This is a genomic window from Candidatus Frankia alpina, from assembly GCF_902806485.1.
Classification (GTDB): domain Bacteria; phylum Actinomycetota; class Actinomycetes; order Frankiales; family Frankiaceae; genus Frankia; species Frankia alpina.
In genome coordinates this window covers 65,293-83,969 of record NZ_CADCWT010000001.1, presented here as the reverse complement: position 1 = coordinate 83,969, position 18,677 = coordinate 65,293, and the positions used below count along the sequence as shown (strand labels likewise).

At 72.4% G+C, this 18,677-nt stretch carries 13 protein-coding genes and 1 pseudogene; 2 read left to right on the top strand and 12 right to left on the bottom strand.

Features of this window, described 5'->3' with window-relative positions:
• Positions 1-54 precede the first annotated feature (54 nt).
• The 7 genes from G6R25_RS28565 to G6R25_RS00305 all read right to left on the bottom strand — a co-directional run bounded on the left by G6R25_RS28565 (position 55) and on the right by G6R25_RS00305 (position 12,587).
• Positions 55-903: a PSP1 domain-containing protein gene (locus G6R25_RS28565; protein WP_419469284.1), complete on the bottom strand. Its 849-nt coding sequence runs from the start codon at positions 901-903 to the stop codon at positions 55-57.
• Between the two features lie 340 nt (positions 904-1,243).
• Entirely contained in the window at positions 1,244-2,497 is a 1,254-nt protein-coding gene (locus G6R25_RS00330) for a DNA polymerase III subunit delta' (protein WP_163551197.1), read from the bottom strand.
• A 50-nt stretch (positions 2,498-2,547) separates the two neighbouring features.
• Positions 2,548-5,112 carry a dTMP kinase gene (gene tmk, locus G6R25_RS00325; RefSeq protein WP_205446759.1) on the bottom strand — a complete coding sequence of 855 codons (2,565 nt, stop codon included), beginning with the start codon at positions 5,110-5,112 and terminating at the stop codon, positions 2,548-2,550.
• Complete coding sequence (gene topA / locus G6R25_RS00320) at positions 5,112-8,306, bottom strand: type I DNA topoisomerase (protein WP_163551196.1); 3,195 nt, start codon at positions 8,304-8,306, stop codon at positions 5,112-5,114. Before topA ends, tmk begins: the two co-directional genes overlap by 1 nt.
• 410 nt (positions 8,307-8,716) lie before the next feature.
• Entirely contained in the window at positions 8,717-11,056 is a 2,340-nt protein-coding gene (locus tag G6R25_RS00315; RefSeq protein ID WP_136446784.1) for a sodium-translocating pyrophosphatase, read from the bottom strand.
• Positions 11,057-11,672: 616 nt separating this feature from the next.
• A complete protein-coding gene (locus tag G6R25_RS00310) occupies positions 11,673-12,203 on the bottom strand; it encodes an ATP-binding protein (RefSeq protein WP_163551195.1) in 531 nt (176 codons plus the stop codon).
• 42 nt (positions 12,204-12,245) lie between these two features.
• A complete protein-coding gene (locus G6R25_RS00305) occupies positions 12,246-12,587 on the bottom strand; it encodes an STAS domain-containing protein (protein ID WP_163551194.1) in 342 nt (113 codons plus the stop codon).
• Between the two features lie 293 nt (positions 12,588-12,880).
• Between G6R25_RS00305 and G6R25_RS00300 the strand changes: the two genes are divergently transcribed.
• Both G6R25_RS00300 and G6R25_RS28560 read left to right on the top strand, forming a co-directional pair.
• Positions 12,881-15,232: a DEAD/DEAH box helicase gene (locus G6R25_RS00300; RefSeq protein WP_473246866.1), complete on the top strand. Its 2,352-nt coding sequence runs from the start codon at positions 12,881-12,883 to the stop codon at positions 15,230-15,232.
• An 88-nt stretch (positions 15,233-15,320) separates the two neighbouring features.
• Complete coding sequence (locus tag G6R25_RS28560) at positions 15,321-16,139, top strand: hypothetical protein (RefSeq protein WP_163551192.1); 819 nt, start codon at positions 15,321-15,323, stop codon at positions 16,137-16,139.
• Between the two features lie 111 nt (positions 16,140-16,250).
• On the opposite strand, the pseudogene G6R25_RS25855 reads toward G6R25_RS28560, so the two are convergent.
• The 5 genes and pseudogenes from G6R25_RS25855 to G6R25_RS00275 all read right to left on the bottom strand — a co-directional run.
• Positions 16,251-16,499: pseudogene (locus tag G6R25_RS25855) on the bottom strand (Rv3654c family TadE-like protein); the annotation flags it as partial.
• An 80-nt stretch (positions 16,500-16,579) separates the two neighbouring features.
• On the bottom strand, positions 16,580-17,044 hold the full coding sequence (locus tag G6R25_RS00285; protein ID WP_163551191.1) for a TadE family protein: 465 nt from the start codon (positions 17,042-17,044) through the stop codon (positions 16,580-16,582).
• A gap of 9 nt (positions 17,045-17,053) precedes the next feature.
• Positions 17,054-17,326 (bottom strand): DUF4244 domain-containing protein, encoded by a 273-nt coding sequence (locus tag G6R25_RS00280; protein WP_235947014.1) that lies wholly within the window; start codon positions 17,324-17,326, stop codon positions 17,054-17,056.
• A gap of 70 nt (positions 17,327-17,396) precedes the next feature.
• Positions 17,397-17,636: a hypothetical protein gene (locus tag G6R25_RS28555; protein WP_268904067.1), complete on the bottom strand. Its 240-nt coding sequence runs from the start codon at positions 17,634-17,636 to the stop codon at positions 17,397-17,399.
• Between the two features lie 56 nt (positions 17,637-17,692).
• The gene (locus G6R25_RS00275; protein WP_235947022.1) at positions 17,693-18,628 is read right to left on the bottom strand and encodes a type II secretion system F family protein; all 936 of its coding nucleotides are present in this window, start codon (positions 18,626-18,628) and stop codon (positions 17,693-17,695) included.
• Positions 18,629-18,677 lie beyond the last annotated feature (49 nt).

The window sequence follows — 18,677 nt, the reverse complement described above, 5'->3', positions numbered from 1 at the left end:
GCGGTGCCGGGAGCGTCGGCGGGAATGTCCCGGGCCGCCGCCTGGCACCCCGTCCTACTCCGCCTCCTCGAGGTCGGCGGCGACGTGGTGCGCGCCTGCGCCACCGGCGCCCTCGTGGGCGCTGGCATGGTCGACGCCGGACGGAGCGGGGCCGGGATCGGAGCGGGGCTCGGCCTTGTGTGGGGCGTAGGCGGCCTCGTGCGCCTGCCGGGACGGGCACACGTCGGCTCGTTCGCAGGAGGTCCGCGTGCCGCCGTCGAGCACGACGACCACCTGCTCGCGTGGCACGTCGTGGCGCACGACTCGGCCCTCGCCCTGGGGCGTGCAGGCCCGTTCTCCGACGGCGGGCACGGCCCCGGCGAACTCCTCGTACAGCGGGTGCTCGTAGCGCAGGCAGCACATCAGCCGGCCGCAGGCCCCGCTGATGCGCATCGGGTTGAGGGCGAGGTTCTGATCCCGGGCCATGCGCAGGCTCACCGGCTCGAAGTCGGTGAGGAACGTGGCGCAGCACAGGTCGCGCCCGCACGAGCCGATCCCGCCCTGCACTCGGGCGCCGTCCCGGGCGGATAGCTGCCGCAGCCGCACCCGCGCGGCCAGCGTCCGGTTCAGGTCGCGGACCAGCTCCCGGAAGTCGATCCGGGTCTCGGCGCTGAAGTAGATCGTGTAGCCGCCGGTGTCCGGCACGTGATCGACTCCGACGATCTTCATCGGCAGGTTGTGCTCCCGGGCCAGCCGGCGGGCGGCGACCCGAGCGCGGGCGCGCCGACGCTGGGACAGCTCGGCGCGCTGCACGTCGGCCGTCTGTGCCATTCCCGCCAGCACGGGCAGGCCGCCGATGTCCTCGGAGACCCACTGCGGTGCCCACATGCAGGTGGCGACCTCGGGACCATCGTCGGTGGGCACGAGGACTCTGGTCGCCGACCCGGGGGGTGTGGGTACCCGGATCTGCGTAGTAGAGCTTGCCGCGCGGGGAGAACGCCACCGCGCACATCATCGGCATCCGGCCCGTCACCTCCCCTGGCCCGCGGGCCGGAACGGTGGCCCGCCTGGGAGGCGGGCCCGATGTGCGGCAGCGCCGGTCGAGCGGGGCATGCCGGAGCCGCTTGTGGGCGTGATATGCGTCGCAGATCAGAGTATGCCGGGACTCGCGAGTTGGCTGCCCATTTGGCCCCGGCGGTCGGCGGTCGGCGAGCGGCGGTCTCTGAGTAAGCGGCGGTCTCTGAGTGAGCGGCGGCGGCCGGCGTCAGCCGTCGCGCAGGGCGAGGGCCAGCGATTCCACCGCGAGGAGCGGGACGAGGCCGGGGTTGTCGGCCAGCGCCGCCCGGGTCGCGAGCACGGCCTCCAGCCGCCGCAGCATCTGCTCCGGTGTCGAGCCCGCCGCGAGGCCCGCGACCTCGGCCGCATGGTCTGCATGGATCGGGTCGACCGGCGCGCCGAGCTGCTCCGCGAGCACATCGCGGTAAAGACCAGCGAGGTCGACCAGGGCGCGGTCGAGAGAGTCGAGGACGGTGCGCCGCCCGCGGCTCTTCTGGGTCCGCTCCAGCTCCTTGAGCGCCCCGGCCGCACCCCGCACGACCATCGACCGGGCCTTCGCGCCGGCCTTCGGTGCCCGAGCCGACCTCGACTTGCCGCCGGTGGCCGTCGCACCGACGCCGAGTGCCGTCTTCAGCGCCTCCGTCTCGACCTCGTCTCGCTCGGTGTTCGCGGCCTCTGCGTCCGCGTTCGCGGCACCCACGAGCTCCGCGGCCGCGGCCAGGCAGTCCCCGACGCGGCCAAGGCGGCTCGGGATGCGTAGCACCGCCGCCCGGTGAGCCCGGGCGGCCTCGTCGGTGGCGAGGCGGCGGGCCAGCGCGAGGTGCCCCTGCGACGCCCGGGCTGCCGTCTGCGCCAGCCGGTCGTCGATCCCCTCCCGCAGCAGCATGCCGCGCACGTCCGCGGCGGAGGGCAGCCGCAGCGCGACCGTCCGGCAGCGGGAGCGGATGGTGGGCAGCACGTCCTCGACCGACGGCGCGCACAGCAGGAACACGGCGCGTTCCGCCGGCTCCTCCAATGCCTTGAGCAGCGCGTTGGCCGCCGCCTCGGTGAGCCGGTCGGCGTCGGTGAGCAGCAGGATCCGCCAGCGGCCGGCGGTCGGGGCGCTGGCGGCGTCCCGGACCAGGGCGCGGACATCCGTCACCCCGAGCGAGAACCCCTCCGGCGTGACGGTGCGTAGGTCGGTGGCGGTGTCGGTGAGCACGGTGTGGCAGCCATTGCACTCCCCGCAGCCGGGCGGCTCCCGTTCACAGGTAAGAGCGGCGGCGAACGCTCGCGCCGCCTCCTGTCGCCCCGCGCCGGCGGGGCCGGTGAACAGCCACGAATGGGTCATCCCGGAGCGCGCGCCGGCCGGGCCGTCACCCCCGCCCGCGGCCGCCCGGATGCCGGCGGACGCCGCCACCGCGGCCGTCCGCAGCGTCGCGACGACCGCCTCCTGGCCGACCAGCGTCTCCCATACGGTCACGGGTCACATCATCCCCCCGCCCGGGGACGGCGGGGTAGCCGCTGGCCGGCTCAGGCCCCCAGGGGAGCGGCCCGGCGCTTGACCCGGCCGGCCACGATCGCGCGGACCTCGGCGTGGATCTCGTCCCGGGGGCGGGTCGCGTCGACGGTGAGGTAACGCGCGGGCTCCTCCTGAGCCAGCCGGCGAAACCCGTCGCGCACCCGGCGGCGATAGGCGAGCATCTCGGCTCCTATCTCCTCGCCCGAGCGGTCGCCGGATCCGCGGCCTGGTTCGACGCCTGGTTTACCGCCGATCCCGTTGATGGCCGCGTCGGTGGCCGTGGCCGGGTCGGCGTCGGCGTGCGCCCGCGCGCCGTCATGCTCGCCCGCGAGGAACTGGGGGGTAACGCCCGTTTCCGGTGGCAACGCGAGCTCGGCGGGCAGGTCCAGCAGGACGGTCAGGTCGGGGATGAGGGCCTGGGTTGCCCACTGGGCCAGCACGGCCAGTTCCGCGGCGTCGACCGACCGGCTCGCGCGCTGGAAGGCGACCCACGAATCGACGTAGCGGTCCGTGATGACGATTGCGCCCCGGGCGAGCGCCGGCTCGATCACCCGGCTTACGTGCTCGGCGCGGTCGGCGGCGGCGAGCAGCGCCTCGGTGCGGGGGTGCAGGTGTGCCGAGGGGTCGAACAGCAGCTCCCGCAGCCTCGCGCCGGTGGCGGTGGCGCCGGAACCGGAGGTCACGACGACCTCGCGCCCGCTGGCGGCCAACCAGGAGCGCAGCAGTTCCACCTGGGTGGATCGGCCGGCCCCCTCGGCCCCCTCCACCGCGACGAACAGACCGGAGTGACGTGGCCGGGTCGGCGCCGGCTTCCGGCCGCGCAGCGCGCTCCACAGCTCCGGCCAGACCGCGACCCCGACCCGCTCGTCCATCTGGCGGTAGGCGAACAGCCCCACCGCGACCGCGAGCAGGCCGCCGCCGAGCAGGACGACGGTGACGCCGTCTGCCCGCACGGTGATGTCGCCCCACAGATGGATGCCATGCGAGCCGATCAGCCCGACGAGAGCGGGCGCGACCGCCAGCACCAGCAGCAGGTCGACGCGTACCAGCGACTGCACCAGGGCGAAGGTCCGTCCCCGCAGCTCGTCGGAGACCTCGGCCTGCAGCAGCGTGTAACCGGTCACCCAGGCCACCCCGGCGAAGGCCCCCACGGCCACCACCAGGATGCAGGCGATGACCAGGTTCGGGATGATCGCGACGATCACCAAGGTGATGCCGGCGCCGGTGACGCAGACGCCGAACAGGCGGGTTCGGCTGTAGTCGCCGAGTAGTTTCGGCCCGGCGGCCATCCCACCGGCCAGCCCGACGAACACTGCTCCGAACAGAATTCCATACGCGGAGTCACCGCCGCCGAGGATCCCGACGTAGAGCCGGCCGAGGGCGATCACGCAACCGGCTCCCGCGAACCCGCCGAGGATGCCCACGACCAGCCCGCGGACCAGCCGGTCCTGCCCGACGAAGCGCCAGCCCTCGGTGATCGATGCCAGGAAGCCGGGCTCGGGACCGGTGTCCGGGCGGGCGGCCCGGCCGATGTTCTTGAGCCCCCAGATCACGATGGCCGAGCCGAGGAAGGTCGCCGCGTTGAAGTAAAGCGCGAGATCGACGGAGGAGTCCCGGAAGAACGACACGCTCGAGCCCAGCGTCCGCGAGATCGTCGCCAGCAGGGTGAAGATGGCGGCGGCTAGCGGGGCCGTGCCGTAGGTCATGATCAGGCTGAGCGTGTTCGCCGCGGCGAGCCGCTCCCGCGGAACCAGGTGTGGGACGCTGGCGTCCTTCGCCGGAGCCCAGACCAAAGTGACCGCCTCGACCAGGAACGACGCGATAAGCAGCCACTCCAGCGTGCCGATGAGCGGGATCGAGACGAACAACCCGAAGCGGATCACGTCCGTGACGACCATGGTCATCCGGCGATCGAGCCGGTCGGCGAGCGCGCCGGCGAGCGGTCCGAGGATCAGGGCCGGCATCAGCCGGACGATCAGTAGCGAGCCGATGGCGTACGCCTGGCCCGAGAAGCTGTTCTGCAGCTGGGCGACCAGCGCGGTCGTGGCCAGCAGGCCCATCCAGTCGCCGAGGCTGGACAGACTGAGCTGGATCCACATCCGGCGGAACTCGGGAATCCGCAGCACAGCGCGGATGTCGCTCTCGTCGCCGGCCGCACTGCTCGCCCTGGAGGGCGGGGAGGGGACGGTCGTGACCGGATGTCGGCTCGGCATGCGCCCGATCCGTGGCCGCCGGCCGCCACCGCCACGGCGGCCCTCGCCGACATCACCGGCGGGCCTTACGGTGCTGAAGACTTCGGATCCCTGTTCGCCGGTGGCCGGCTCGGCGATGGCCGGCTCGGCGGTGGGTGAGTCGGCGCCGTCCGGGATCGTGCCGTCCGGGATCGTGCCGTCCGCGGACGTCGCCGTCGAGCCGCTCGTGTCCGAGGCCCGGTCGGCAGCCGGCTGGCCATCCGTGCCTGCGGGGGACGTGATGGTCGTGGTGAAGCCGGCCGCGGGGGGTCCCACGGTCGTCGCCGCCGAGTCGTCCCCCGCCGCGTCGGCCGGCCCTGGAGCCGGACGGATCGGCGAGGCCATCAGCCCATCCGGCGGGTGCCACCGCCACCGCCACCGCCGTCGTCCGGAGCGGACGACCCGGTGACCGCCGACTCCTCGCCGGCCTTCTTCGCCGCGCTGCCCTTCGCCGCGCCGGCCTTGGTCGAGCCCGACTTCGCCGCCGAGCTCTTGGTGGTGCCGGACTTGGCGGCCGTCTTCGCCGTCGTGGACTTCGCCGCAGCCGGCTTCGTCGTGGTGGACTTGGCCGTCGTGGACTTGGCGGTGCCGCTCTTGGCCGTCGTCGACTTGGCGGTGCCTCGGGCCGCGCGCTTGGGGGTGGCCGGACCACGGGCTCGGCGGTCCGCGAGCAGCTCCGCGGCGCGCTCGTCCGTGATCGATTCGACGGCGTCGCCCTTGCGCAGGCTCGCGTTGGTCTCGCCGTCGGTCACGTAGGGGCCGAAACGTCCCTCGCGGACGACCATCGGTTTGCCGCTGACCGAGTCGTTGCCGAGTTCGCGCAGCGGGGGCGTCTGGACGGCTGCTCGGCGGCCTCGTGCCTTGGGCTGAGCGAGTAGCGCCAGCGCCTCGGCGAGGGTCACCGTGAACAGCTGATCCTCGGACTCCAGCGACCGGTTCTCGGCGCCCTTCTTCACGTAGGGGCCGTACCGCCCGTTCTGCGCGGTCACCTCCTCGCCGTCCGCACCGGCGCCGAGGTTGCGCGGCAGCATCAGCAGTTTCACGGCGTCGTCGAGGGCCAGCGTCTCCAGCGACATCGTCCGCAGCAGGCTGGACGTGCGCGGCGGATCGGTGTCCGTCGTGACGTACGGGCCGAACCGGCCGGCCTTGGCCGTGATCGTCGCGCCCGTCGCCGGGTCCGCCCCGAGCACCCGGTCCCCGCTCGGGGCGGCCAGCAACTCCAGCGCGTGGGCGACGGTGAGCTCGTCCGGGGCCTGGTCGTCGGGCACGCTGGCCCGGCTCTCTCCGTGCTGGACGTAGGGGCCGTACCGCCCGACCCGCACCACGACCGTCGTACCGTCGTCGGCCTCGCCAAGCGGGATCGAGTTCACCTCGCGGGCGTCGATCTCGCCGAGTCGTTCGCTCACGAGGTGCTTGAGCCCGGCCGCGGTGCCGGGGTCGGAGCCGTTCCCCGTGCCGTCTCCCGTGCCGAAGTAGAAGCGGGTCAGCCAGTCGGTGGACGCCGCGGTGCCGGCCGCGATGTCGTCGAGGTCGTCTTCCATCGTCGCGGTGAACCGGTAGTCCACCAGCCGGCCGAAGTGGTCCTCCAGCAGGCCGACGACGGCGAACGCGATGAAGCTCGGCACAAGCGCCGAGCCCTTCTTCCACACATAGCCGCGATCCTGGATCGTGCCGATGATCGAGGCGTATGTGGACGGCCGGCCGATCCCGAGTTCCTCGAGCGTCTTGACCAGGCTGGCTTCGGTGAATCGGGCCGGCGGGCTGGTGGCGTGCCCGCGGGGAGTCAGCGAGCGGACCTCGAGCGGGTCGCCCGCGCGGACGTCGGGCAGGCGCCGTTCGCGGTCCTCCAGCTCCGCGTCGGGGTCGTCCGCGCCCTCGACGTAGGCGCGCAGGAAACCGGGGAAGGTGATGACCTTGCCGGACGCGGAGAACTCCGCGTTCTCTCCGGCCGACGACGTGGCGCCGAGCCGGATCGTGGCGCTGGTGCCCCGGGCGTCCGCCATCTGACTCGCGACCGTGCGCTGCCAGATCAGCTCGTACAGCCGGTAGGAGTCGAGGTCGAGCTCGCCGCGGACCTCCCCGGGGGTGCGGAAGTGATCGCCGGCGGGCCGGATCGCCTCGTGCGCCTCCTGGGCGTTTTTGACCTTCTTGGTGTATGTGCGCGGCCGGGCCGGCACGTACTCCGCGCCGTAGAGGCTCTCGGCCTGGGAACGGGCCGCGGCGAGCGCGGTCTCGGACAGGTTCGTCGAGTCCGTACGCATGTAGGTGATGTAGCCGTTCTCATACAGCCGCTGCGCGATCTGCATGGTGCGCTGGCTGGAGAATCGCAGCTTGCGGCCCGCCTCCTGCTGCAGCGTGGAGGTCATGAACGGCGGGTACGGCGAACGGCGGTACGGCTTGGTTTCCACCGAGCGCACCGCGAACGCCGCATCGGCCAGCCGGTCGCGCAGGGCGCCCGCGCCCGCCTCGTCCAGCCGGGTCACACCGGACGTGGTCAGCTCGCCGGTCGGTGCGAAGTCCCGGCCGGTGGCGATCCGGTTGCGGTCGAGGGCGACGAGTGTCGCCGGCAGCGGAGTGCGTTCCACGCCCGAGCCGGCTCCGCCTGCGTCCGCGCCGTCGGTTCCTGCCGGCCAGTTCTGGCGGGCGACCGTTGCGCCGAACAGACCCTCGATGTTCCAGTACTCCGCCGAGCGGAACCGCATCCGGGCCCGCTCCCGCTCGACCAGGACCCGGGTCGCCACGCTCTGAACGCGGCCCGCCGACAGCTTCGGCATGACCTTCTTCCACAGCACGGGGGAGACCTCGTAGCCGTAGAGGCGGTCCAGGATGCGACGGGTCTCCTGTGCGTTGACCAGGTTCTCGTCGATCTCGCGGGGGTTGTCGACGGCGCGGCGGATCGCCTGCGGAGTGATCTCGTGGAACACCATCCGCTTCACCGGCACCGTCGGCTTCAGCGTCTGGAGCAGGTGCCAGGCGATCGCCTCGCCCTCGCGGTCCTCGTCTGTCGCGAGGTAGAGCTCGGTGGCGTCCTTCACCAACGCCTTGAGCTTGCTGACCTGCAGCCTCTTGTCCGGCGTGACAACGTAAAGCGGTTCGAAGTCGTTGTCGACGTCGACGCCGAGCCGGGCCCACGGCTTGCCCTTGTGCGCGGCTGGGACATCGGCGGCGCTGCGCGGCAGGTCGCGGATGTGGCCGATGCTCGACTCCACCTGCCAGCCCGGGCCGAGGTAGCCGGCGATGGTCTTCGCCTTCGCCGGGGACTCCACGATCACCAGGCGCATGCCCGTACCTGGGGTCGGCTTGGGCGCGGCACCGGCGGAGCCGCTCGATCCGGTCGCCGGCCGGCCGGCCGTCGTGCCTCCCGTCGCAGCTCGGCTCGTAGCGGCCCGGCCGCTCGTACGCCTGGTGGGCACCTCTGCTGAGGCCGCGCTTGCGTCCGGGCTCGGCGTGGGGCCGGTCCTGGTGGGCTCGCCGGGCTCGGCGACCGGGGCGGATGACCGCGCGGTCGTCGGTGTCGTCGTCTTCGTGCGCGGTCGCACTTCTCTCCTCGGTGCAGCGTGCTCGGTGCGATGACCGGTGGGCGAAGCGTAGGTCCCGGATATGGCGGATGTTGCTTGGGTGGTGCCCGGTGCCCGATCTGGCGTGGCCTGGCGAACGTGCGTCCGGCGGGTGCTGATCGGGCAGGCGGCGGCCGCCGGTGTGCAAGCGGTGCCTCGCAGCACCGTACGCCGCTGTTGGATTCCGCGAAGCTTCCCGTCCGGATAGGGCTTCGGTAGCCCGACGCCTACCCACGGCGCACCCGATGACGCCTGGACGGCCCGACCGGGCCCGCACGAGAGTGTGCGGCGGTGGTGTATAGTCACCACCGCAGGCCCCCGAATGTTGCTCTGGGTGACTGATCCCCGGTGTCTGTCCCCGTGCCCGGCTGTGTCGATGGTCGGGATCGCGGTCAGACGTTGATCGTTTCCGAGCTCGGGGCTGCCGCCTGCGCGGCCGGTGGATCTCCAGCGATCATCGAGCTGCGCCGCTTGGACACGACGATCACCGCGACGATGACGACGACCGCGGCGAGGGCGATGCCGATGCGCAGTGGCGTGTTCCGGTCGGTGCCGACCGAGTACTTCACCACCGTCGGTGCGATCAGCAGGCTGACCAGGTTCATCACCTTGAGTAGCGGGTTGATGGACGGCCCGGCGGTGTCCTTGAACGGGTCGCCGACCGTGTCGCCGATCACGGTCGCGGCGTGGACCTCCGAGCCCTTCCCGCCGTAGTTCCCGTCCTCGACGAGCTTCTTCGCGTTGTCCCACGCGCCGCCGGAGTTCGCCAGGAACACGGCCATCAGGACGCCGCCGGCGATGGCACCGCCGAGGAACGCCCCCAGCGGCGGATAACCGAGGCCGAAGCCGACCGCGATCGGGGCCAGGACCGCCAGCGTCCCCGGGGTAATCAGTTCACGGAGCGAATCCCTGGTGCAGATGTCGACAACCGCGCCGTAGTCCGGCTTCTCGCTGCCGGTCATGATTCCGGGCCTGGTGCGGAACTGGTTGCGCACCTCCATCACGACCCGGCCGGCCGCACGGCCCACCGCGTTGATGGCGAGCCCCGAGAACAGGAAGACGACGGCCGCGCCGATGACGAGCCCGACCAGAGCGTCGGGATAGGCGATGTTCAGTCCGCCGACCGTCCCTCGCCCGGTTTCCGGGCGGACGCCGGCGTCGCCGAGAGCATTGGTCACCGTGTCGGTGAACGAGCCGAACAACGCGGTCGCGGCCAGGACTGCGGTGGCGATCGCGATGCCCTTCGTGATGGCCTTCGTGGTGTTGCCCACGGCGTCGAGGGAGGTCAGGATGGCGCTGCCCTGCTCGTCCATCTCGCCAGACATCTCGGCGATGCCCTGGGCGTTGTCGCTCACCGGGCCGAAGGTGTCCATCGAGATGATGACGCCCACCGTGGTCAGTAGTCCGGTGCCCGCCAGCGCGACCGCGAACAACGCGATCGTGACGCTGCCCGAGCCAAGCAGATAGGCGCCGAAGACCGCGGCCCCGATGAGCAGGGAGGAGTAGACCGCGGATTCCAGGCCGACACCGATGCCGGCGAGAATGTTCGTGGCCGGTCCGGTGAGCGATGCCTGGGCCACATCCCGCACCGGCCGGCGGGTCGTCTCGGTGAAGTATCCCGTGAGCAGCTGGATGGCCGCGGCGAGCACGATGCCGATAAGAACGGCGCTGATCGCGATGACCCGCGGATTGCCGGACTGGGTGCTGGACTCGAGTCCGGGGAATCCGGCGAAGTCCGTCGGCAGATAGAGCACCGAGACGATCACCACGCCGATCGCCGACACCACCGCGGAGGTGAAGAAGCCGCGATTGATCGCGGCCATCCCGCTGCGGTCGCCGGCCCGTGGCGATACCGCGAAGATGCCGATGACCGCCGTGACGACCCCGACGGCCGGGATCAGCAGCGGGAACACCAGCCCTCGCTCGCCGAAGGCGCTCACCCCGAGGATCAGCGCTGCGACCAGCGTCACCGCGTAGGACTCGAACAGGTCCGCGGCCATACCGGCGCAGTCGCCGACGTTGTCGCCGACGTTGTCGGCGATCGTCGCCGCGTTGCGCGGGTCGTCCTCCGGGATGCCCTGTTCGACCTTTCCGACCAGGTCGGCTCCGACGTCCGCGGCCTTGGTGAAGATGCCACCCCCGACCCGCATGAACATCGCGAGCAGAGCGGCTCCGAATCCGAACCCCTCCAGTACCTGCGGCGCGGTGTCCCGGAAGACGAGCACGACGACAGCGGCGCCGAGCAGGCCGAGACCGACCGTGAACATGCCCACGACGCCGCCTGTCCGGAAGGCGATGCGCACGGCGGCCCTCTCTCCGTGGGTCATCGCCGCGGCCGCCGTGCGGGTGTTCGCCCTGGTCGCGAGCCACATCCCGACAAAACCGACAAGCGCCGAGAAGAGGGCGCCGACCACGAAGAAGACCGATCTCCCGACCTTGGCCCCGGTATCGTCGGACGGAAGCAGCAACAGGACAAAGGGGATGACGACGACAAATCCTGCCAACGTCTTGAACTGCCGTCTGAGGTAGGCCGCAGCGCCTTCCTGAACCGCCTGCCCGACCTCCACCATCCGCGCGGTTCCGGGGCTGGCGGCCAACACCTCCCGTGCCAGGTAGCCGGCGACGAGCAGCGCGAGGGCTGCAACTATCGCCACACCGGCGACCAGGCCGAGGGCGCTGCCACTAAGGTCGATTCCAGTGCCCTCGGACTGCAGGGCGTGGATCGGGGACATGGTTCCTCCCGGTCTACTCTGTGCCCCCTCCGCGCGTGTCGATGGCTCATGGGTGCCGATTCCGACGGGTCCCACGGCATAGAGACGGTGACGGCCGGGCGCCGCATCCGGCGACACTCGGAGTGAGATCGGCCGGATTCATCCTGATTTCGACGCTTCCGGCAGGTTTCACGGGGAGTACAAGGGGGTCTTCGGGCGGTTGGATCAACCGTCCGCGAGATGCGGCGGAGTCTATCCACACCACTGTGATGTGTGCTGCTTTTTCTGCGATCGCCCGCCGGGTCGGCTGCGATTGGATGCATAATATGAAGCTTCGCGTTGATGACTATTTATCCGATAACGGGCGAAAAGCTTTTATCGGAAAAATGCGACTCGTGGGCGCGGAGGCATTGGGCGTCGCAGGGAGCCAGAGCTCCGCGCGAGCGTCAGGCGACGTCGGCGCCGGCCTGGGCCGGACGCGGCTGGCGCGGTCGGTGTGCGACGCCGGACGGACGCAGGTCGTCGGGGTCCACAACCGGGACGTCAACGCGAAGCGGGAACCCACCCGAAGCCCACGTCCACCACGGCACAGCACACGGGGGAATCCCCGCCCATCAGCTTCAGGGCGGAGAGGAGGTCAACGGGCCGTCTTGTAGGGCGCGGCCTCGACGCCGGTGTGCCAGGTCATCGCCACGACGGTGCCCACCCCGTCGGGCCCGCGGCTGATCTCGACCTCGTCGACGAGGCCCTCGATGAGGGCGAGTCCGAGGCCCGGTGGGAAGCCCGCGCTGTCCTCGGCGGAGTCGTCGTCGGACGTATCGGACCACCAGGGTGGGTCGGCGGCCTCGGGTTCGAGGTCCAGCAGCGTGGAGGCGGTGACGAGGCCGCCGTCGGGACCCGGTGCGACCTCGTCACCGGGGCGCCCGCAGTCGGCAACGGTGATCGTGAAGGTGTCGGGCGTATCGACGAGTGCGACATGCACCGGCGAGTCCGGTGCATGTCGGCGGTTGACGCGCACCGCGCGGGCGCATGCCTCCGTGACCGCCAGCTTGATCTCGTCGGCGGCTCCGGCGGGAATCCCGGCCCGCCGGCTGACCGCCGTGGCGATCATCCGCGCGGTGCGGACGTGTCCGTTCAAGGCGGCGAACCGCAGCTCAACGGTGGGCATACGGCGGTGCCTGCCTTTCCGAAGGCGTGATGTCCGGCTCACTCACTCGCTGGCGGCGAGCGCTTCCTCGATGGAGGAATGGATCGGGAAGACCTTAGTGAGACCGGTGATCCGGAAGATCTTGAGGATGCGTTCCTGGGTGCAGACCAGTCGCAGGGAGCCCTCGTGCGCGCGCACGCGCTTGAGGCCGCCGACCAGGACACCGAGGCCGGTCGAGTCGAGGAACTCGACGCCCTCCATGTCGACGACCAGGTGGTAGGACCCTCCGGAGACAAGCTCAATGAGCTGCTCGCGCAGCTTCGGTGCGGTGTACACGTCGATCTCGCCGCCCACCACGACGACCGTGTGGTTGCCTTCCTGGCGAGTCGTGAGGGACAGGTCCACGGATCCTCCTTGGGTGCCTCAGGCCGTCCCGCACTTCGGGCGACCGACATCACGGCGCCATTACCCTCCCATGAGGGGGATCAACCCGGCGGCCCGCGACACAGATCGCGGTAACCGGTATTGCGGCGGCGTAGTCGATGACGTCTGCTGGAATCTATCCCTGATCTTGTCTGGGCGGGGCTGGTCAGCAGCGCCGATTCGCGGTTGCGTGACGGGTGGTCCATCGGGTGGTGGCCTGTGGATCGCTCATCGTCCTGCCGCTGACGGCGCCGGGGCGCATATCCTCGACGGTCGTGGGCTCGCCGGCGGACATCGGCGGCGCGGACACGGTCCTCGCCGGGCTGCGCCGCGACGCGCGGCGGGCACAGTGCATGACGCATGTCGAGCCGGTTGCGGCCCGGCCGGGGCGGCGGGCGCCCTGGCCGGAGTGGGTCGACCCGGTGCTGCGTGGGCGGTGGGTCGCCGCCGGGATCGACGAGCCGTGGACGCACCAGGCGGCGGCTGCCGAGGCGGCCCACGCCGGCCGCAGCGTCGTGCTGGCGACCGGCACGGCCTCCGGGAAGTCGCTGGGATACCTGATGCCCGTGCTGTCCCGGCTGCTCACGCAGCCCGGCGCCCGCGCGCTCTACCTGTCGCCGACGAAGGCCCTCGCGCATGATCAGCTGCGGGCGGTGCGGTCGCTTCGGCTTACCGGGGTGCGGGCCGCAACCTACGACGGTGACACGCCGGCGGCCGAGCGGGACTGGGTCCGGGCCCATGCCGGCCTCGTCCTGACCAATCCCGACATGATCCATCGCGGGATCCTGCCCCAGCACTGGCGGTGGGCACAGTTCCTGCGCGGGCTGCGGTTCGTCGTGATCGACGAATGCCATGGCTACCGCGGCGTGTTCGGCGCGCATGTCGCCGCGGTGATCCGGCGGCTGCGGCGGGTCTGCGCACGTTACGGGTCGGAGCCGGTGTTCCTGCTGGCGTCCGCCACCGCCGCCGACCCGCAGTTGTCGGCCGGGCGGCTCACCGGCGTCGACGTCGAGGTGATCGATGACGACGGCGCGCCCCGGGGCCCGATGGACTTCGTGCTCTACGAACCCCCGCTGCTGTGGCGGCGGCCGGCCGAGGGAGAGGCGCAGGGTGCCCCGGGCGAGCCGCGCGGCGCCGGTGAGAACGGCGCGCCGGTCCGGCGGTCGGTCACCGCCGAGTCGGCCGACCTGCTCGCCGATCTCGTCGCCGACGGCGTGCGCACCCTGGTGTTCGTCCGGTCCCGCCGGTCCGCGGAGGTTGTGGCGATCACCGCCCGCCGAGAGCTGGGCCACGTGGATTCGGACCTCGCGGACCGAGTGGCGGCCTATCGGGCCGGCTACCTGCCGGAGGAGCGCCGCGAGTTGGAACGCCGGCTGCGCGCGGGGGACCTGCTCGGTGTCGCGGCGACGTCGGCGCTGGAGCTCGGGGTGGACATCAGCGGCCTGGATGCCACGATCACCGCCGGCTTTCCGGGCACCCTCGCCTCGCTGTGGCAGCAGGCCGGCAGGGCCGGCCGGGACGGGCAGCGGTCGCTCGCGGTACTGGTCGCCCGGGACGATCCGCTTGACACGTACCTCGTCCACCATCCGGAGGCGGTGTTCGGTCGATCGGTGGAAGCCTGCGTGTTCGACCCGGACAACCCCTACGTGCTCGGCCCGCAGCTGGAGTGCGCCGCCGCCGAGCTGCCCCTCACCGAGGCGGACCTGGGCCTGTTCGGCCCGGCGGCGCCGCGCGTTGTCGACGACCTGGTCCGCCGCGGGCGGCTGCGCCGCCGGCCCACGAGCTGGTTCTGGACCCAGCGGACTCGGCCGGAGGTGGATATCCGGGGGGCCGGCGGCCCCCCGGTCCGCATCGTCGAGACGGCCACCGGACGCCTGCTGGGCACCGTCGACGCGGCGGCCGCGCACTCCGCGGTGCATCCCGGCGCCGTCTACCTCCATCAGGGCTCGAGCTTCGTCGTGGACGACCTGGATCTGCCCGAGTCGGTGGCGTTCGTCCGCGAGGAGTCCCCGGAGTGGACGACGGTCGCGCGCGAGCACACCGACATCCGGATCGTCGAGTCGTCGCGATCGCGAATCCTGCCCGACGTGGAGGTGCACCTTGGGGTGGTCGAGGTCACCAACCAGGTCGTCGGCTACCAGCGTCGGCTCGTCGCGACCGGGGAGGTGCTCGGCCAGGAGCCGCTGGACCTGCCGCCGAGGCAGCTGCGGACGCGCGCCGTCTGGTACACCGTCACCGACGATCTGCTCGCCGGCGCCGCCGTCGAGGCCGCGGATGTGCCCGGCGCGGTGCACGCCGCCGAGCACGCAGCCATCGGCCTGCTTCCGCTGTTCGCCACCTGCGACCGTTGGGATATCGGTGGCGTGTCGACTGCCCTGCACCCGGACACGGGCCGGACCAGCGTCTTCGTCTACGACGGCCACGCCGGCGGCGCGGGATTCGCCGAACGGGGATTTCTGCGTATCGGAGACTGGCTGGCCGCCACCCGAGACGCCATCGGCGCGTGTGAATGCCCGGCCGGCTGCCCCTCCTGCGTGCAGTCGCCAAAGTGCGGCAATGGAAACGAGCCGCTCGACAAGGCCGCGGCCTGGCGCCTGCTCACCGCGGTGAGCGGCACGGTCGGCTGAACCGCGGATCACACCGCGCCTGTGCGGTTCCGCCGTGACCAAAGGCGGGTAAGCCGAGCCCAGCGGGTCTTCATGGCCGGTTTCGCCCATGTCCATGGTTCTGGAGGTACCGGTGGTAACCGTCGGTGTCGTGTTGTTGCTGGTCGCGGGAGTTTTTACCGCCGATCTGGTGCTGGAGAACAGCGGCCAGACAGACGTGATGATCATGGGGCAATCCCTCTCCTTCGACATCTGGGGCCTTTTCGTGCTAGGTCTCGCCGCCGGGGTGCTGGTGGTCGTGGGAGTGCAGCTGACCCTGCAGGGCCTGGCGCGGGACTGCCACCGTCGGCGGCTCGAGCGGCAGCGGGCACGTGAGCTGGCGGCGATCCGCACGGCGCCGGCGCCTTCCGCGCCGGCGCCGGTTGGTGTTGCGCCGCTCGCTCCCGCGGTGACGCCCCCGGCTCCCGCTGCCGAGGTCGGCAGGCGGTCCGGCGAGCGGACCACCGGTGCACCCACCCGGTCCCGCCCCACCCTCGCCAAGCGCCCCACTCTCGCGAAGCGGCCGGCCGCCGAGGCCCGCCCGGTCTCTGAGGCCCGCCCGGTCCTCGCGACCCGGCCGGACGCCGAGGCCGTCTCGCCCCATGGTGCCGACACCTCGCCCACCTCGCCCACCTTGTCCGGCGAGGTCCGGCAGACCACGCCGGTGCGGTCCGCCGTGCGCGTCCCCACCCCGCCGGCCTCGGACAACCCGGCCACCGAGCCGCCGCCCGCCGGTTCCAGCGCGCCGCTGCGGACGAACACGCATCCGCGACGCGGCGACCGGATCGTGGCCCGCGTGGCGGACCTGGGCCGACGGGAGACCCGCGACCACGACCAGGCCGACCAGGCCGACCAGGCCGCTCAGGACGGGGCGGGGGCCCGCTCCTGACCGGCCCCCTTCCTGGGACGCCGGCCGGTAGGCGCCCGCCGCGCCGCCCCATGGGCCGGCCCGGGCGTGGACGGTCAGGTCGGCCAGCACGCCGACCACCGCCGGTAGGCGCACGCTGACGGCGATCTCCACCGCGTCGGCGGCAACTCGACAGCCCAGCAGGCGGGCGCCGTTGGCGGCAGTGATCTCTCCGGCTCGCGCGCACACGGACTGCTCGTCGACCGCGGGTAGGGCGGCGGCAGCGAGAGCCGCGAGATCGGCGGCCGCCGCAGCCTGTTGCCGCGACGCGCCGATCACCGTCACGGTGAAGGCGAGTCCGGCCAGCGACAGCAGCGCGAACAGGACGGCGAGCAGCCACACCGTCGCCGATCCGGCGTCCCGCCCCTCCCCGGCCGCCGCGCAGGGGGTCGAGGCGGTCGGAGGGTAGTGGCCATCAGCGGTCACGGCGGTGAGCAGTCCGGTGTAGCGCAGGCGGCCGGCTCCACGGGAGTGATGGCGTGCGCCGTCACGACGAGTGCCGGCACCAGCCGGCCGAGGCCGGCGGCCCCTACCGGCGCCGAAACCTCGACGTCGACCAGGCCCGCCTGGTGGTGCAGCTGCAGGGCTGCGCCGCGGGGCGCCGCCCGGGTCACCGCGGCGGAGACCGTCGCCGGCGCCTCCCCCCTGGCCGCGAGCCGGGCGCCGATCCGCGCTGCGTCGGCGCACCGGGCCTGGGCACCGACCGCTGAGAGCATCCAGGCTGCGAGGAAGAAGACGACGAACAGCGAGGGCAGGCCGGCCGCGAGTTCCGCGGTCGCCTGACCGCCGTCTGCCCTGCGGGTTGCGTCCCGCCGGGGCCGGGAGACTGCCGGCGGGCGGGGTGTGGGGTGCGCATGCCCCCGCGGCACTGTGCTGGACCAGCGCATCGCGGCCGCTCAGAACGAGGCGGTCAGCGCGCGCTGCACGACCGACGAGACCAGCGAGCGAGTCGCGGAACTCGACACGACCGCGTAGAGGACACCGGCGAACGCGACCGCGGCGAGCGTGCCGACCGCGTATTCGGCGGTGGACATCCCCAGGTCACGGCCGCCCGTGCCGCGGCGGCCGGCGAGGGCGCGGCGGAAGACGGCCCAGATGAACGGGCTGCGGGACAGGCGGCTGGACGACGGGAACATCCTGGACGAGGGGAACATCCTGGACGGGAACATCAGGGATACCTCCGGGAGCGGGGCAGAGCTGGATCGGGTGGTGCGTGCGGGTCACGCCGGCAGTGGATGGCTACGCCGGCAGCAGATTTGGTAGGGACCCGAGTACGACCGGGACGACGCCGATCAGCAGGAAGGCCGGCAGGAAGCAGAGGCCGAGCGGAGCGACGGCCAGCACGCCGGCTCGGCGGGCCGCAGCGATGCTTTCCGCGTGGGCCTCGTCGCGGGCCCGCTGGGCGAGCCGGACGAGGGCGGCGGCCGGTTTCGCACCGGACGTCTGAGCCCGGTCGAAGGCTGAGACAGCCGCCCGCATCATCGCGGTCCAGCGCGATCCCGGCGACGCGCGCGAATTGCTGCGCAGCAATCGCGTCAGCCGCGCAGCGCGGCCGCGCGTGACGGTGGCAGCGACCAGCCGCTGGCAGGCGGTGTGAGCGTCGGCCCCCGTCGCCATCGTGTCGGCGGCCCGGTGCAGCTCCCTGCCCAGCACGCCGCGATCAGGTCGAGGGCCAACGGTAGATCGGCGATCAGGTGCTCGCGCCCGGTGCCGGTGCCAGTGCCGGCCGGTCCGCCGGTCCGGGCGGCATCCATGGCCACCGGGCCCGCTCGCCGCTCGACCCGGTCCGCGAAGGACCGCAGCCAGCGCAGTCCCACCAGGTCAGCCACGCCCCCGACCGCCAGGCAGGCGTTGCCGGCGGGGGTGGCAAGCAGCGTGTGCAGCGGGTGGCCGCCGGCCAGCGGTCCCAGCGCGATCCCGGCCAGCGGGAGCGCGGCCACCAGCCGGCCGGAGGACCGAGGGCCGGCCAGTGCCGCCGCCAGTTCCCCGGCCCGCACGGCGTCGGCCCGGGCCAGTGAGGCCAGCATCGTGGCGACGGGCGCGAGCCGGGCGCCGATCATTGTGCAGACCTGGTAAGCGATGCCGAGCTGGCGCACGGCGTTGGCCTCGTTTCGGCACAGGGTGACCCCGGGGTCGTCCGTTCCTGCGAGCGTCGCCGCCAGCTGGTCGAGCGGGATCCAGCCAGGGGCACGGCCCGGGGCGGTACCGAGCTCGTCGATGCCGCCTGCGGCGGCGCGCAGGGCGTGCCCGTGGGGACCCCCTGCGTCGAGTTCCGCGGCGAAGGCTGCGAGAAAGTCCTCCGCGCACGCGCGCACCATGGCCTGCCGCCGCAGCGCCCGCTCCCGCCGAACGGCGCGTGCGAGACAGCCGAGCGCCACGCTTACAGTCACCGCGGCGATGGGTCCGGCGCTCACCGTGAGTACTGCGGCAGTGCCCAGCACGGCAATACCCAGCATGGCGGTGGGCGCCACCGCGACCGCAGCGGTCCGGTTTGTCCGCGCGGTCCCGTTCGGGCCGCGA

Bases quoted from the DNA above. Each gene is read 5' to 3' on its own strand.
- G6R25_RS00285 (WP_163551191.1), bottom strand. From the start codon at position 17,044: ATGCGCTGGTCCAGCACAGTGCCGCGGGGGCATGCGCACCCCACACCC.
- G6R25_RS00315 (WP_136446784.1), bottom strand. From the start codon at position 11,056: ATGTCCCCGATCCACGCCCTGCAGTCCGAGGGCACTGGAATCGACCTT.
- G6R25_RS28555 (WP_268904067.1), bottom strand. From the start codon at position 17,636: ATGCGGGCGGCTGTCTCAGCCTTCGACCGGGCTCAGACGTCCGGTGCG.
- tmk (WP_205446759.1), bottom strand. From the start codon at position 5,112: ATGGCCTCGCCGATCCGTCCGGCTCCAGGGCCGGCCGACGCGGCGGGG.
- G6R25_RS28560 (WP_163551192.1), top strand. From the start codon at position 15,321: ATGTCCATGGTTCTGGAGGTACCGGTGGTAACCGTCGGTGTCGTGTTG.
- G6R25_RS00280 (WP_235947014.1), bottom strand. From the start codon at position 17,326: ATGTTCCCGTCCAGGATGTTCCCCTCGTCCAGGATGTTCCCGTCGTCC.
- G6R25_RS00310 (WP_163551195.1), bottom strand. From the start codon at position 12,203: ATGCCCACCGTTGAGCTGCGGTTCGCCGCCTTGAACGGACACGTCCGC.